Genomic DNA, 15,883 nt, shown 5'->3' with positions numbered 1-15,883 from the left:
CGGTCATCCGCGATGCGCCGCTGCCGGAGCGAAGAATGACAGCAAGCGCGAGCGGGCCGCCATATGAAGTCCAAAATATGGACTTCATGAGTCCAGGCCATATACAGCCTGCCCAAGACGATGGACGATACGGTCCACATAATGAGAACCGCTCGGAATGAAAATGCCATGAGCCCGTCCAAGCCCAATGTCCTGGCCAGCGCCGCCGCCGGCACGCAGACCCTGCATCGCGCGGTGGCGCTGCTGCGGCTGATCACGGCCAACAACCGCAGCGGCATCCGCCTGGTGGACCTGTACCGGCGCGTCGGCATCGAGCGGCCCACCGCGCACCGGATCCTGCAGGGCATGATCGCCGAGCAGCTGATCCGGCAGGACGAGACCACCAAGCGCTACTACCTCGGCCCGCTGCTCTACGAGATGGGCCTCGCGGCCGCGCCCAAGCTCTCGCTGCGGGACATCTGCAAGCCCTACCTGCAATCCATCGCGGACCAGACCGGGGATACCGTCTTCATGACCGTGCGCTCCGGCTTCGACAACGTCTGCGTGGCGCGCGCCGATGGCAACTTCCCGATCAAGCTGTTCATCCTCGACGTGGGACGGCACCGGCCCCTGAACATCGGCGCGACCGGGCTGGCGCTGCTCAGCGCGCTGCCCGACGAGGAGGTCGACCGCATCTGCAAGGTGAACGTGGCGCGCACCCAGCGCAAGAATCCGCGCTACTCGCTGGCGGCATTGCAGGCGAGCATCGCGGAGACGCGCCGGCGCGGCTATGCCACGAACAAGGTGTTCGACTCGCCCGCGGTGATGTCCGTCGGCATGGTCATCCGCTATCCCGACGGCACGCCCGCGGCGGCGATCAGCGTGTCGACGCTGGCCACCCGGCTGGGCAAGGAGCGGACCGAAACCGTGGTGAACTGCCTCGGCGACGCCATCCGTTCGATCGAGGACGAACTGGCGAATCTCACCAAGCTCTATTGACCTCTGTTGACGCGACGCAGCGACGCCGCTCCGCGGGCAACGCGATAGTTCAAGTAGTGGACCTGAAACTGCCCGCGTCATGTGCAAAAGACAGTCGCAGGTACTTAGACTGTTTGCCGTACCTGCGATGCCTCGACACGGCAGTGGTGACGAGGCACCGCACGGGAATACACCTAACTAATCGTGCCAACGAAGGCACAGGAGGAAGACATGTTCTGCTTTCATCGTCTGGGGCTGCGCGCCGCCGCGGCATTGATCGTCGGCCTGGGTATCGCGACGTCGGCGCGGGCCGAGTTCCCCGACCGCCCGATCCAGTTCGTCTCGCCCTACGCGGCCGGCGGCGCCAACGACTTTCTGACGCGCCTGATGGCCCAGCACATGGGCGACGAACTGAAGACCACCATCGTCGTCGACAACCGCGCCGGCGCCAACGGCGTGGTCGGCGCCAGCTTCGTTGCCAAGGCCCAGCCCGACGGCTATACGGTCCTCATGGGCAATAGCGCGACGCACGGCACCAACCCCACGTTGTATCCCGACGTGACCTATGACCCGGTGAAGGACTTCGCCCCCATCGGCATGGTGGGCTCGGTGCCCATCGTGCTGGCGGTCAACGCCAAGCTCAACGTCAGGACCGTGGCCGAACTGATTGCCTACGGCAAGGCCAATCCGTCCAAACTGTCGTACGGCAGCAGCGGCATCGGCGGCACCGGCCACCTCGCCGGCGAGGCATTCAACGCGGCGGCGGGGCTCGACATGGTCCACGTGCCCTACAAGGGCGACGCCCCCGCCGCGGCCGACGCGATGGGCGGCCAGGTCTCGATGGCCTTCGTCGGCGTAGCCTCGGCGGCGTCGATGCTGCAGTCGGGCAAGATCCGCATCCTCGCGGTGGCCAGCCCGAAGCGCAGCAGCTCGCTGCCCGACGTCCCCACGCTGGAAGAGGCCGGCTTCAAGGGCCTGTACTTCGCGCAGTGGTATGCGCTGTTCACGCGCGCGGGAACGCCCGCGGCCACCATCGAAAAACTCAACGGCGCACTCAAGCTGGCGCTGGCGCGCAGCGACGTCAAGAAGGCGATGGCATCGCAAGGCGCGGACGCGGCCTACACCACGCCGGCGGCGCTCAACACGTTCTATCGGTCCGAGGTGAAGCGCTTCGGGGAGATCATCCACCGGCTGAACATCAAGGCGACGAACTGAGGACGCCGCCCCCCGCCGCATGACTGCCACGTGACCGCCACAGACGCGGGCACGCGGCATTTCCCCGCGACCCGCGCGCGCACCCGGCCAGGCCGGCCGATCCGCGCGGCCCGCCCGGAGCCGTCGCCATCCGGGCGCCGACGCACCGCGTCGATACGCAAGCCTGTCCGCCTGAAGATACGGCCAGACAGCGGGATGCAGGCCCCGTGAGCGCCTGAACGCCGTCATCGCCGATGACGGCGAACCCGGCGCCTTCCTCTTCCGCACGACCTCCCGCGACCCTGTCCGCCCGCTGGAAGCCCGCCGACAGCGCACCGGAAACGCGCCGGAAGCGGCCAAAACTATCCACGCTTTCGCCGCCGATATCATTTTGCCGTCACATTCGGCGGGTAAATTTTCATTCGAACATAAATCTTGAGCGAATGAACAATGAGCCTGAGCCGCCGACAACGGGACATCCTCGACTGGCTGCACGAAGTCGACCAACTGAGCACCGAGCAACTGGCCAGCCGCTTCAACGTGAGCAGCCAGACGATCCGGCGCGACATCAACGATCTCGATGAGCAAGGCCTGGTCAGGCGCGTGCACGGCGGGCTGAGCCTGCCGACGAACCAGCACAACCAGAGTTTCCTGCAGAGAAGCAATGTCCAGATCGAGCGCAAGCGCCGCATCGCGCAGGCGGCCGTCGGCCTCATGCAGGACGACGCGACGATCTTTCTTGGCTATGGCACCACGGTGGCGGAATTCGCGCGCGCCCTGCCGCCGGACCGGCCGCTGCGCGTGGTGACGAACAACATCGATGCCGTGCGGGCCCTGGCCGACAAACCCGAGATAGAGACCTGGGTGGCCGGCGGCAAGCTGCGGCCCGCCGACCGCGACGTGATGGGAAGCACCACGCTCGACTTCCTGCGCAAGTTCCGCGCGCACTTCGCGATCTGCGGCGTGGGCGCCGTGAGCGCCGACGGCACGCTCTACGAATTCCAGCCGGACGAAGCCGAGCTGTCGCAGGTCCTCCTCACGCACAGCCACCGCAGGCTGCTGCTTGCCGACAGCAGCAAGTTCCTGCGCGAGGCGCCCTGCCGGGTGGCGCGGCTCGAGCAGGTCGACCACTTCTTCACCGATGCCGACGCCTCCGCCGAACTGCAGGCGCTCTGCGAGCGCGCGGGCGTGGAGACGCACCTTTGCTGAACGCCCTCGTGGCGTCGAAAACACCCCATGAAGCGTACCGGAACACCTTTTCCCTCGCAGCCGAGCCTGCTCCAGGTACGCCCGCGGTCATCGCGATACCCGCGCATTGCGCACCGCTCGATTGACCACGAAGCCCATCACAACGACTCGTGCTCGGACTGCAACTGACCAATCTCATGACTAGACCGATCCCTACACATCAAGCAACAGGCCGATCCATGCTGGGCATTGGTGCGCTATGCATCGTGCTGTTGCTGGGCGGCTGCGGTGGCGATGACAACGCGACGACGCCGACCACCCCGGCCAACCCCGGCAATACCGGCGGCGGCGCCTCCACGCCGGCGGCCTGCACCACGGTGCACTGCGCGCCGGCGCCCTGACCGGGGCGCGCCCGAGCCTGTCCGAGTCACCCACAATCCCTGATCCGGTATGACCTTCAATCCTTCCAAACGCAAGTTCCTGCGCTCGTCCCTTGGCACCGCCGCCGCGGTCGCGACGCTCTCCACCTTCCCCCCGAGCATCCGGCGCGCGCTGGCCATCGAGGCCAACAACGCCACCGGCTCCATCCAGGACGTCAAGTACGTGGTGATGGTGATGCTGGAGAACCGCTCGTTCGACAGCTATTTCGGCACGCACAAGGGCGTGCGCGGCTACGGGGACCGCTTCCCGGTTCCGTCCGCGAACACCGCCAACATCTTCTACCAGAACTACGGCGCCACCACCCTCATCCCGTATCACCTCGACGGGACCGCAGGCAACGCGCAGCGCGCCGGCGGCACGCCGCACACGTGGAACGACGCGCAGGCCGCCTGGGACCACGGCCGCATGGCGGCCTGGCCGAACGCGAAGACGCCGCTCTCGATGGGCTACTACGACACCGCGGAAGTGCCGTTCCAGCGCGCGCTCGCCGACGCCTTCACGGTGTGCGACGCCTATCACTGCGGCATGCACACCGGCACCATCGCCAACCGCCTGTTCTACTGGACCGGCACCAACGGCCCGAACGGACTGGACCCGAACACCAACGCGCCGGTCGCGGTCGCGGGGCTGAACAACGAATTCAACGGCGGCAACGACATCGGCGCCTCCACCACCGGCTGGACGTGGACCACGTACGCCGACCGCCTGGAGCGCGCGGGCGTCAGCTGGAAGGTCTACCAAAGCCTGATCGACAACTTCGGCTGCAATGAAATGATGGGCTTTCGCCACTGGCGCAAGGCCATCGAGCAGATGCCCTCGACGCGCCGGCCGCTGTACGTGGCGACGGAAAGCCTGGCGCAGTCGCCGACGGCGGCCGGCCCGGTCTACAACCCGGAGATCGACGACGCGCTGAGCCCGCTGGCCAAGGGCTTTGGCAACACCATGCCGGAAGGCCTGCTCGAGACGTTCCGCAACGATGTGCAGAACGGCACGCTGCCGTCGGTCTCCTGGATCATTCCGCCCTCGCAATACAGCGAGCATCCCGGCCCCTCCAGCCCGGCGCAGGGCGGCTGGTACGTGCAGCAGGTGCTGGACGCCCTGACCGCGAACCCCGAGATCTGGAGCCAGACCGTGCTGCTGGTCAACTATGACGAGAACGACGGCTTCTTCGACCACCTGCCGCCGCCGAGCGCGCCGTCGCGCAATACGGACGGCACGCTGGCGGGCGGCAGCACGCTTTCGGACAGCGACATGGCGCCGGAGTATCACACCTACACACCGGCCACGAGCAACCAGCCCGCGATAGACGGCCGCCCCTACGGCCCGGGCCCGCGCGTGCCGATGTTCGTGATTTCCCCGTGGAGCCGCGGCGGCTTCGTCAACTCGCAGGTCTACGATCACACGTCGACGCTGATGTTCCTCGAAAAGCGTTTCGGCGTGGTCGAGCCCCAGATCAGCAATTACCGCCGCACCGTCTGCGGCGACCTGACCTCGTGCTTCGACTTCGTGAACCCGAACGCCGCCGTAGTGCCGACCCTGTCCGGCCGCATGACCAAGGTCAGCGCCGACGCGCTGGCGATCGCGCAGAGCGCCAAGACCGCCATTCCCGTGCCCGGCGCCACGCCCGCCTCCGCCCTGCCCGCCCAGGCGGCCGGCACGCGGCCGTCGCGCGCGCTGCCCTACGAACTGCATACCACCATGCATCCGAACGCGCAGCCGGGCGCGGTCACGCTGGAATTCGTCAACGCCAGCACCAACGGCGTGGGCGCGCTCTTCCACGTCTACGACCAGCTGCACCTGGACCTCATCCCGCGCCGCTACCTGGTCGAGGCCAACAAGTCGCTGACCGGCAGCTGGCTGCCGACCGCCGCCGACAACGGCAAGTATCGCCTCTGGGTGCTTGGCCCCAATGGCTACCACCGCGAATTCGCCGGCGACCTGAACGAAACCACCGGCACGGCAAGCCCGGAAATCCAGGTCTGCTACCAGCCGTGCGACGCCGCCTCGGTCAGCGTCAAGCTGTACAACAAGGGCAGCCAGCCCTGCACCTTCACCGTCACCGCGAACGCCTATCACACCGACGGCCCGTGGACGGCCACGGTGGCGCCGAACTCGGTGGGCGAACTGAGCTGGCCGGTCGCCGACAGCGGCAACTGGTACGACTTCAGCGTCGGCGCCAGCACATCGCCGTCGTTCAAGCGCCGTTTCGCCGGCCGGATCGAAACCGGCAAGGACACCGTCTCGGACCCGGCGATGGGCGCGGGCGCATAGCAACGATGCCAGGCCGGCGCGCCGGCCTGGCGGGACACGGCAGACCCCAGGGTCTCGACATCCATCCCCAATCCAGCCATTCCACAACATGAACATCCAATACGATCCTCTGCGGGCGGGCGGCAGTCCGCGGCCGCCGGCCGCGGCGCGCGACAGTGCCGCCGCCATCGCGCGCCAGCGCGCGCAACACCGGCGCTGGCCGCTGGCCAGACTCGCCGGCACGCTGGCCCTGGCCGGGCTCATGGGCAGCGCCCTGAGCGGCTGCGGCAGCAGCGACGACGCTAACGCCAGCGCCGGCGCACCCGTCGTGCCGCCCCCCGGCACCGGCACGCCCACGCCGTCCGCCACCCTGGCCAAGCGCACGCTGTTCGTCGATCTCGACGGCGTCACGTACGACGCCGTGCGCCAGGGCATCGCGTCGGGCCAGCTGCCGAATCTCGCCAAGCTCCAGCCGCAGCTCGCCTACAGCGGCGGCGTGCTCAACAGCGTCAGCCAGCAGCCCAACCTGGACGCGCCCGGATGGGCGACGCTGCTGACGGGAACGTGGGCCAGCCGGCATCGCATCTTCGCGATCGCGCCCGGCCAGAAACCCGCCGTGCAGACCCTGTTCGGCAGGGTCAAGGCAGCCAGCACGGACCTGACCGGGGCGACCGTCGCCTCGGCGCCGCTGGCGACCCTGCTGGCATCCGACCACACCGCGGGCGCGCTGGACACGCTGACCGACTGCTCCCAGGACGCCACCCCCGATGACTGCGTCACGCGCAACGCCGTCCAGATGATCGGCAACGGCGGCTACGCGACCATCGTCGCCCAGTACCATTCCGCCGAGGACGTGGCGCTGGGCAATGGCCTGGCCTCGTCCCAGTACGCGCAGAAGCTCGCGCAGCTGGACGCGGCGGTCGGCACGCTGCTGTCGGAAACCGCCAGGAATCCCGACAGCAAATGGCTGATCGTGGTGGCCTCGAGCCACGGCCTGAACGCCAACGGCCGCGCCGACGGGCTGCCCCAGGTGCCGCAGTCGGCCGCGTTCATCGCCGTCAACCAGGACGAGAACAATGGTCAGCGGGGCGCCACCCCGGCGCTGCCGGCGACCGTCGCGGGGCTGTACCAATATGCCAGCATCGCGGACGTGGCCCCGACCATGCTGGCCTATCTGGACAAGACGCCGGCCGGCCAGGACTACGCGATGGACGGCGGCCAGCTGATCGGCGCGCAGCCTCCCGCGCTGACCGTCCAGATTGCCGAGGACACCACCACGCGCGCGCGCGCCGTGCTCAACTGGACCGCGCCCGCCGGCGCGGCCATCACCGTGATGCGCGACGGCACGGCAATCGCCACGCTGCCCGCGGGCACGACGACCTACACCGACCCGCTCGCCGACCGGAACGAACTGAAGACCGGCAAGTACCAGTTCAGCTACACCGTGGTCGCGGGCACGGCGGCCCGCGCCGTGCTCACGCCGCAGATCTCGTACATCAAGGCGCAGCCCCCGGTGCCGCTGGCCACCACCCTCGCCAACGGGCTGACGGTCTACTACCCCTTCGGCGAAGACCCGCAGCTCACCGCGCCCGTCGATGCGCTCGGCCACAGCACGATGGGACCGTGGGCGGCCGATGCCAACGGCGGCGCCACCACCGCCGACCCGCTCGGCGGACATGGCCTGTTCATCGACACCGCCATCGCGAACGCCGCCGGCTACGACGGCTACCGGCTCACGCCGCAGTCCGCCGCGCAGGACGTGGTGAACAGCGCGATCGCCAGCAGCGGCGCCTTCACCATCGGCTTCTGGTACAAGGCCCCCGCGTGCAGCACCAACACCGTCGGCGAGCCCATCCTCAGCAACAAGACCGGCTACGCCACCAGCGGCGGCACCGCGGGCATCATCATCAGCATGTTCGGATGCGGCGCGGAGTTCAACGTCGCGGACGGCTCGCACCGCACCGACACCAACAGCCCGTACATCCCGTTCAGCGAAAACCAGTGGGTGTACTTCGCGCTGGTGGTCGACGTCGGCGGGAAGACCATGTCGGGCTACGTGTTCGATCCCATCCTGGGCACCCAGTCGCAGACCCATGCGTTCGCCGCCGGCATGAACGTCGCGGGCCTGGCTGGCGTGAACCAGGCAAGCGAAGTCGGCTTCGGCCTGGGAGAGGATGGAACGGGCAAGTTCTACATGGTCAAGAACGGGCAGACCGCCGGATCCTACGATCCCAGCCGCGCCACGTCCGACAAGCCCATGCAGATGGCCTTCTCCGATCTGGCGATGTGGAATCGCGCCTTGACGGCGGACGAGATGAGCTCGATGTTCCTGTCGCAGAAACCGCTGTCCGGCCTGCTGCCGAAGTAAGCGGGATCCGGCGCGCTTGAGCGGGTCGGTATTTCCGGGCCCGCTTGGCTGGGCCCGGGTCCGGCAGGCGCAATGGAAGGATGGAAGATGAAAGCCTCGCGGAATTTGTTTCCGCGGGGCTTTTCTTTTTTGCGCACGCGGATTCCGCGGGACCGGATCGAGCACATGCGCTGCGTCGCCGGCATGGTACTGCGGCCCCGGAACGATCCATGCCGCACACGCCGGAGCGTTTCAGACCGCCGCGCCGAAAGCGGCGCCGATCCCGGCAGTCACGGCCATTGCGAGCGCGCCCCAGAACACCACGCGGATCGTCGGCTTCAGGATGCCGGAGCCGCCGGCCTTGGCGCTGGCCACGCCAAGCAGCCCCAGGAACGCCAGGGACCCAGCGGATACCACCGGCAACAACCAGTTCGATGGCGAAGCCACGACGAGCGCGAGCGGAGCGGCCGCCCCGACCGAGAAGCTCGCCGCCGACGCCAGCGCGGCTTGCACGGGGCGCGCCGTGGTGATCTCCGAAATGCCGAGTTCATCCTTGGCATGGGCACCCAGGGCATCCTTGGCCATCAACTGCTGGGCCACCTGGCGCGCAAGTCCGGCCTCGACGCCGCGGGAGACATAGATATGCGCCAGTTCCTTTTCCTCGAACTCCACATCCTTCGCGAGTTCGTATTTTTCCCGCGCGAGATCGGCTTCCTCGGTATCGGACTGCGAACTGACCGAGACATATTCCCCCGCCGCCATCGACATGGCGCCGGCGACCAGACCGGCCACGCCCGTCAGCAGGACATTGCCTTGCGAACCCGCTGCCGAGGCCACGCCCAGGATCAGGCTCGCCGTCGAGATGATCCCGTCATTGGCGCCGAGCACGGCGGCTCGCAGCCAACCAACGCGCGCGATCAGATGTCTTTCCGTATGTGTGCGACGCATCCAACTCCCCCGATTCCGGTATTTGTTTCAGCACCCGCTCTCTCGCGCAGAGCATGGCGGGATCCCGTCCGGCCGACACGGGCGATCCATTTTCTCTTGAAGATGACGCCGCGCGGGCCAGCCTTTTGGCTTTTTCCGCGCCGGCATCCCGAATATTGGCATCAAGCGTTGCTACCATGACAGCACCCGTGCCATTGGACAACCTAGACCTGACGCCAGCCTGAAAAGGTCCGCCGGTTGTTCAGCCACCCGTCAGGCTGGCGTGGCATGCTCGGGCGTCGGCTTCCTGGAGGAGATTCATGCGGACATTGCTGATCGAAGACGACCCGGTGCTGGGCGCGGCCGTGCGGGACCACATCGCACTGAACGGCCACAGCGTCGACTGGCTGCGGACCATCGACGAGGCGCGGTCGGCCCTGGCTACCGTCGCCTATGAACTGGTTCTCCTCGATCTCGGCCTGCCCGACGGCTGCGGCCTGGCGCTGCTGCGCGAACTGCGCGCCGCGCGCAACCCGGTTCCCGTCATCATCGCCACGGCGCAGGATCAGATCGCCGTGCGGATCGAAGGGCTGAACGCGGGCGCGGACGACTATCTGGTCAAACCGTTCGATCTGAGTGAAATGAACGCGCGCATATCCGCCGTGGCGCGCCGCTACACGGGCGACCCCAACCCGGTGCGGGACATCGGCCCGGTCTCCATCGACCTGGCCCGCAAGCGGGCAATGGTGAACGGCAAGGACGCGGGGCTCACCGCGCGGGAGTGGGCGGTCCTGGAGCGGCTCGTCCGCCATCGCGGCGCGATCGTCACCAAGGGCGAGATCGAGGATTCGCTGTACGAATTCGGCGCGGAAATCGAAAGCAATGCGGTCGAGGTCTATGTCAGCCGCCTGCGCAGGAAGCTCGGCAAGGACTTCGTGAACACCGTCCGGGGACTGGGCTACCAGGTGGAAGGCTGAACATGGCGCGCCCTTCGATTGCCTGGCGGCTCGCCGCGGGTGTCTCGGCAAGCATGGCCCTGCTCTGGATCGGCGCTGCGAGCATCGCCGGCATGGTCATGTCCGCGCAGATCAACGAAGCGTTCGATCAATCGCTGCGGCAAGGCGCCTTGCGCCTGCTGCCGCTCGCCGTGCATGAAATCCAGGAGGGGGACGAGCATGGCCAGGATCGCGTGCGGGGCGCCGACCCCGACCAGGGGACGGCCTACTTCACCTACTACCTGATCGACCCGCGCGGCCGTGTGGTACTGCGCACGGACGACGCACCGGAAAGCCTGCCGCCAGCGCCCGTTGCGGCGGGGTTTTCGGAACTCGGCGGCAAGCGCCTTTTCTCGAAGCGGGACCCCCGCTCCGGATTCTCGATCGTCCTGGTCGAGCACACGGGGTATCGCCGTGCGGCCCTCAGAGCGGCGCTCGACGCGGTACTGTGGCCGCTCCTCGGCCTGATACCGCTGGCCGCCGCCGGCATCTGGATCGCGATCCAGCGCGCGATGCGGCCCGTCGGGCGCCTGGCGCGCGACATCTCCGAACGGAGCAGCCACAATCTGTCTCCCCTGGCGACAGAAGGACAACCCGCCGAACTCGCGCCCATCGCCGACGCGGTGGCCAGCCTGCTCAAGCGCCTGAGCGCGGCGCTGGACGCGGAACGCGCCTTCGCGGCCAGCAGCGCGCATGAGCTGCGAACCCCGATCGCCGGCGCCCTGGCGCAAACGCAGCTGCTGGCCGTCGAGCTTGGTGATCAGCCAGCGGGCCAGCGCCTGAAGGAGGTCGAGCTTTCCCTGCGGCATCTGTCGCGCCTGTCCGAAAAGCTGCTGCAGCTCGCCCGGCTCGACGCGGGCTTCGCCCAGGCGCAAACGGCGTCCGACCTCCTTCCCGCGCTGCGCCTGGTGGTGCGGGACTTCCAGCCGACCTCCGGCACGCCAGCCCGGGTGACGCTGCAGGTCTGCGATGGACTGGTCCTGACGCGCCGGATCAATCTCGACGCCTTTGCCATCGCCGTGCGCAACCTGATCCAGAATGCCCTGCTCCACGGCGCAGCGGACGGCCCGGTCGACGTGATCGCCGGACCGGGCCAGCAGGTTCGCGTGGTCAATCGGGGGCCGGTGGTCCCGACCGAAATGCTGCCGCGGATCACCGAGCCCTTCAGGCGCGGCGTCACGTCGGCCGCGGGAACCGGCCTGGGCCTGTCCATCGTTCGCGCCATCATGGACCAGACCGGCGGAAGCCTGACGCTTCGCTCGCCCGCGAGCGGAAGAAGCGATGGCTTCGAGGCCATCATCGCATGGCCGGACGAACCACCTTCGATGCCATGATTTCCGCAGCCGCCAGCCACGGCCGGCGGCAGGCATCGACAGCGCAACGCAGCCGGATCAGAGTGTCATGCGCCGCAGCGTGTCGTCCTTCAGTACGAAATGGTGATACAGCGCCATGAGTCCGTGCAGGCCCGCGATGACCAGAAACACGGAACCGCCCGTGCTGTGGAGTTCAGCAACGAAGCCCGGCGGTGGCTGGACCGGATCCGTCAGCGCCGGCAAGGCCACCCCGAACACCGTGACCGGGATACCCAGCGCCGAGGCGGCGTACCAGCCCGTCAACGGCATGGCGATCAGGAACAGATAAAGCACCCCATGACCGACCTTGGCGGCAAGCTGCAGCAACGGCGGGCTACCCGCGTCGAGCGGAGGCGCGCCACCAGCCAGCCGCGCGCCGATACGCGGCACTACCAGCAGCAGCACGGCCAGTCCGAACATGAAATGCCACGTCGGCGGATTGCGCACGACCGCCGGCCCACCCTCGCTGAGCAACCATGCGATCCCCACGCAGAGCGCGGTAAGCCAGTGCAGAACGATCATGAATCTTGAGTAGTGCTGGACCTTGTGTTCCATCGGATGTCTTTCCATGACGATAACCATGTCGCCTAGTAGACCCGGCCAAGCTGACGCCAGCCTGAAAATCAAACAGGTTTCCGACGCCGCCCCTTATGGACGCAAGGACATCGTTGATGAAATTCTTAAAATGGCTATACTCCACGCAGCGAACTCAAGAATGAAATTCACCCATATAAAATCGAAATTCGAATAATGCAATTCGCGTTACCATGAAAACAATTGAAACTGACCGGCTCATTCTGAGGCGTTTCGTTCAGGAGGATGCCGCGGACCTCTTCGAATATTTGCACAAGCCGGCCTCCAATTGCTTTCTCTCGCTTGCCCTGAAAGACATGGCCGAGGCCGAAGGCGAGGCTAAAAAGCGAAGTGAAAGTGATGAGTATATTGCGGTATGCCTGCGGAGATCAGGCAGACTTATCGGGGATCTTTTTGCAGTGCAGGAACAAGATACCTTCTCGGTCGGCTGGAATTTCAACCCTGAATTCGGCGGAATGGGCTATGCGTATGAGGCGGCAAAGGCCCTGATAGCCAGTCTTTTTTCAGAAAGCGCTGCACGTCGCCTTTATGCATATGTGGAAGACACCAACGCGCCATCCCGGCGACTTTGCGAAAAACTTGGTATGCGACAGGATGGAATTTTCAAGGAATTTGTGTCCTTCAAGAACGACAGTCACGGCGTACCCATCTACGAGAACACCATGCAGTACGCTATGCTTCGCAAAGAGTGGTCTATTGAAGAATAACGCGATCAGCCATCAAAATTCCGTGAACCCTGAATAGCCGCGGCATGAAATTAGGCCGCAAAATTGATTTTTCGTCGCCGCACGCTCTTGATTCACGAATATGAACCCCTTCCCCTCTGGTTAACGTGCCTCACCAGATCTCCAGCACTCAATTTACACTAGACTCTTACCCCCTCCTTTTTCGGAGTATGTGCCCTGCCAAATCCTGGAAAATCTCATCCCACCTCAATTAAGGACATAGGTGACTTCCCGGATCTTGCGCATCTGCGATGCATTCACAGGTGATGAATCCTTGCAACAGGTACGATCTTGACCGCTATCCGCCTTTTTCCTGCATATCAATAGACGTATAATGACACGTCTGCGTAAGAACCTGTTATTGCCATATGCTATTCCGTATTCAGGGTGGTCAATCTTCATACCATTTCCCCCTTGACGGCAAGGCGAGCCCCCCAGATTCCACGGGGGTTTGCATTCTTGAGAAAATCGAAGCGTGACATCCACCTCGTCATACTTTTGCAGCTCGTTAGCGGCTGCTCCCTGGCGCTGCTGACAATCTGGAACGTTGTGGCATCCCGAGATCGGACGCTGAAGAATGCGAGCATCCACGGGTTGAACCTTACCCAGGCGCTCGCGACTTACTCTGAAGACATCGTTCGGCAAAGCGCGATGTTCTCGCTCGGGCTTGCCGATCGCCTGGAAATAGATGGCAGCGGCCCCGCCCAGATCCAGCGGCTGGAAGCACTGGTCGGCCGACAGCGGCCCCAGATGCCACAACTAAACGGTGTCGCCATCTGCGATGACCAGGGCCGCGCCCTGATGTTCTCGAATCGGCCGGATCTGTCTGGGGTTTCCTGTAAAGGTCGCGCCTATTTCATTCATCACCGTGACGATCCATCCCGGGAGCCATTCATCGGGAAACCGATTCGCAGCCGCGCCACCCACAAATGGATCATCACCGTCAGTCGGCGTTTCAATGAAGCTCACGGGAAATTTACCGGGGTAGTGGTCGTGGCATTGGACGTGGAAAACTTCCTGCGGCTGTTCGGGCAGATCGACGTGGGACGGGGTGGCGCCATCGGGGTGACCTATACGGATGGTTCGATGCTGGTTCGCTATCCATTTCGCGAGCAAGACATCATGGGGCGTAATTTTTTACAGTCCCCGATCTATGCCAAGTACCTTGTCGACCAATCGGTCGGTACGGCTTCGTACACCTCCACTCTGGACGGGGTGGAGCGGCTCTACGCCTTTCGCAAGAGTGCCATGCTGCCACTGGTGACTACCGTCGCACTCGGCAGGCATGAAGTATTGGCTGCGTGGCAGTTAAACGCACTGCTGTCGATAGGCGTGGTGTCCAGCCTGCTGAGACTCACCGGCCTTATCGGCTGGCTGTTGATCCGGGACATCAATCGGCGAACCGAGGTCGAAGGGGAATTGCTGGTCACGCAAGAAAAATTGCTCTGTTCGAATCAGCAACTGGAATTGCTGGCGATGAAAGACGCACTGACCGGTCTGGCGAACCGGCGATGCTTTGACGAGACGCTTGCCACGGAAACGAAGCGGGCACATCGGGACGGGACACCATTGGCATTGCTGATGATCGACATCGACTATTTCAAGAGGTTTAACGACACCCATGGCCATCTCGCCGGAGACGCCTGTTTGCAGAAGGTTGCAAAAGTGCTGGAGGATTGCGTGCGACGGCCGTCCGATTTGGTGGCGCGGTATGGTGGAGAAGAGATAGGCGTCATCTTGCCCAATACCGACGGCGCCGGGGCACAGGTGGTCGCGCAACGTATCCTGGAGCGGTTGCGGCAGCAGAATATCCGCCACGAAACCAGTCCGTTTGGGCGCGTGAGCGCGAGTGTCGGGATTGCCTCCGTCTCCGGCTCGAAGCTAGATCGGTGGCAAGGGTTGGTCGAGGCGGCAACCAAGCACTGTACCGCGCCAAAGCGGCTGGACGGGATCGGCTTGCGATGGCTTGTGAAGTATGAACCCAGTCCATTCCCATTAGGGAAAGAGGTCCCCCTGTGAGGGGTACCTGGCGGAGAAGCCATGAAAAAAGCCCTTGAAGAATCAAGGGCTTATGGGATCCTGGCGGAGAGAGGGGGATTCGAACCCCCGATAGGCTATTAACCTGTACTGCAATCTACCATATCCCATTGATTTTAAAAAGAATATCGCTGTTTAGCCTCCCTATAGCACTCCATGCTGACCGCTCCTAAGTGCTTGATTTTACTGTGCAGGCATCTCCCCTATAGGACAGATCAATCTCTGGGCGTCAGCGCATCATAGGAACGTTCGCAGGCTTGACCGGCGACGCGGGCGCTGTCGGCATATTCAGCGTTCTGACATATAAGCGGTTACAATAGGCGAGCGCATCAGATGTTCCAGCACCCGATGCGCTCTAACCAATCCGCAGAAAGGACCTGCATCATGGCTAAGAAAGATCTTACCGCCGATCGCGTTCGCGAACTTCTCGACTACGAACCTGAGACTGGTGTCTTCACATGGAAGCCTCGCCCCGCTGGGCATAGAAGGTCAAGTGGATATGTCTCCATCCATATTGACGGATGCGAGATAAAGGCGCACCAGCTTGTTTGGTTCCTGGCATATGGAGCATGGCCAGAAACATTGATCGACCACATCAACGGCAACCCATCCGATAACCGCCTCAAGAATCTGAGGGATGGCTCATCGAAACTTAATGCAGAGAACCAACGCAGAGCGAAAGCCACGAATCAGGCAAAGCTTCTCGGGGTCAGTTGGCACAAAAAAAACGCCAAGTGGCAAGCGGGGATAACAGCCAACGGCAAGAAGTACTACTTGGGCACCTTTGACACCGCAGAAGAAGCGCACGCGGTGTACTTAGAGGCAAAGCGAAGGTTTCACGAAGGATGTTCGATCTAGCGCGGAATCAATGAATCA

General features: G+C 64.5%; 14 protein-coding genes. 11 read left to right on the top strand and 3 right to left on the bottom strand.

The features are described 5' to 3' along the window. Window positions 1-168: 168 nt before the first annotated feature. The 6 genes from KF708C_RS21910 to KF708C_RS21890 all read left to right on the top strand — a co-directional run bounded on the left by KF708C_RS21910 (window position 169) and on the right by KF708C_RS21890 (window position 8,398). Window positions 169-978, top strand: coding sequence for an IclR family transcriptional regulator (locus tag KF708C_RS21910; protein ID WP_059413288.1), 810 nt, complete (start codon window positions 169-171; stop codon window positions 976-978). Between the two features lie 210 nt (window positions 979-1,188). Further along, window positions 1,189-2,172 (top strand): Bug family tripartite tricarboxylate transporter substrate binding protein, encoded by a 984-nt coding sequence (locus KF708C_RS21905; protein ID WP_059413287.1) that lies wholly within the window; start codon window positions 1,189-1,191, stop codon window positions 2,170-2,172. A 429-nt stretch (window positions 2,173-2,601) separates the two neighbouring features. Next, window positions 2,602-3,360: a DeoR/GlpR family DNA-binding transcription regulator gene (locus tag KF708C_RS21900; protein ID WP_020202279.1), complete on the top strand. Its 759-nt coding sequence runs from the start codon at window positions 2,602-2,604 to the stop codon at window positions 3,358-3,360. Window positions 3,361-3,578: 218 nt separating this feature from the next. Then, window positions 3,579-3,740 carry a hypothetical protein gene (locus tag KF708C_RS35825; protein ID WP_020202278.1) on the top strand — a complete coding sequence of 54 codons (162 nt, stop codon included), beginning with the start codon at window positions 3,579-3,581 and terminating at the stop codon, window positions 3,738-3,740. Between the two features lie 49 nt (window positions 3,741-3,789). Next, complete coding sequence (locus tag KF708C_RS21895; RefSeq protein WP_020202277.1) at window positions 3,790-6,051, top strand: phosphocholine-specific phospholipase C; 2,262 nt, start codon at window positions 3,790-3,792, stop codon at window positions 6,049-6,051. Between the two features lie 88 nt (window positions 6,052-6,139). Further along, a complete protein-coding gene (locus KF708C_RS21890) occupies window positions 6,140-8,398 on the top strand; it encodes a hypothetical protein (protein ID WP_059413286.1) in 2,259 nt (752 codons plus the stop codon). 231 nt (window positions 8,399-8,629) lie between these two features. On the opposite strand, the gene KF708C_RS21885 is transcribed toward KF708C_RS21890, so the two are convergent. Continuing rightward, window positions 8,630-9,325, bottom strand: coding sequence for a VIT1/CCC1 transporter family protein (locus tag KF708C_RS21885; protein WP_029043440.1), 696 nt, complete (start codon window positions 9,323-9,325; stop codon window positions 8,630-8,632). Between the two features lie 299 nt (window positions 9,326-9,624). Here KF708C_RS21885 and KF708C_RS21880 point away from each other — a divergent pair, with 299 nt between their 5' ends. Further along, the gene (locus KF708C_RS21880; RefSeq protein ID WP_029043439.1) at window positions 9,625-10,281 is read left to right on the top strand and encodes a response regulator transcription factor; all 657 of its coding nucleotides are present in this window, start codon (window positions 9,625-9,627) and stop codon (window positions 10,279-10,281) included. A 2-nt stretch (window positions 10,282-10,283) separates the two neighbouring features. After that, complete coding sequence (locus KF708C_RS21875) at window positions 10,284-11,633, top strand: sensor histidine kinase (protein ID WP_059413285.1); 1,350 nt, start codon at window positions 10,284-10,286, stop codon at window positions 11,631-11,633. 57 nt (window positions 11,634-11,690) lie between these two features. Here KF708C_RS21875 and KF708C_RS21870 read toward each other — a convergent pair whose 3' ends face one another. Further along, entirely contained in the window at window positions 11,691-12,206 is a 516-nt protein-coding gene (locus KF708C_RS21870; protein WP_059413284.1) for a cytochrome b, read from the bottom strand. Between the two features lie 212 nt (window positions 12,207-12,418). On the opposite strand from KF708C_RS21870, the gene KF708C_RS21865 reads away from it, so the two are divergent. Next, on the top strand, window positions 12,419-12,952 hold the full coding sequence (locus KF708C_RS21865; protein ID WP_059413283.1) for a GNAT family N-acetyltransferase: 534 nt from the start codon (window positions 12,419-12,421) through the stop codon (window positions 12,950-12,952). A 477-nt stretch (window positions 12,953-13,429) separates the two neighbouring features. Further along, window positions 13,430-14,989 carry a sensor domain-containing diguanylate cyclase gene (locus KF708C_RS21860; protein ID WP_197090408.1) on the top strand — a complete coding sequence of 520 codons (1,560 nt, stop codon included), beginning with the start codon at window positions 13,430-13,432 and terminating at the stop codon, window positions 14,987-14,989. Window positions 14,990-15,222: 233 nt separating this feature from the next. Here the strand turns inward: KF708C_RS21860 and KF708C_RS37060 are convergent, their stop codons facing one another. Then, window positions 15,223-15,312, bottom strand: coding sequence for a DUF2514 family protein (locus KF708C_RS37060; protein ID WP_156173921.1), 90 nt, complete (start codon window positions 15,310-15,312; stop codon window positions 15,223-15,225). 79 nt (window positions 15,313-15,391) lie between these two features. On the opposite strand from KF708C_RS37060, the gene KF708C_RS34780 reads away from it, so the two are divergent. Next, window positions 15,392-15,865, top strand: coding sequence for an HNH endonuclease (locus KF708C_RS34780; protein ID WP_197090407.1), 474 nt, complete (start codon window positions 15,392-15,394; stop codon window positions 15,863-15,865). Window positions 15,866-15,883: the final 18 nt, after the last annotated feature.

Origin of the sequence: Cupriavidus basilensis, assembly GCF_000876015.1 — a bacterium.
GTDB classification, from domain to species: domain Bacteria; phylum Pseudomonadota; class Gammaproteobacteria; order Burkholderiales; family Burkholderiaceae; genus Cupriavidus; species Cupriavidus basilensis_B.
This window is presented reverse-complemented; position numbering and strand designations above follow the sequence as displayed.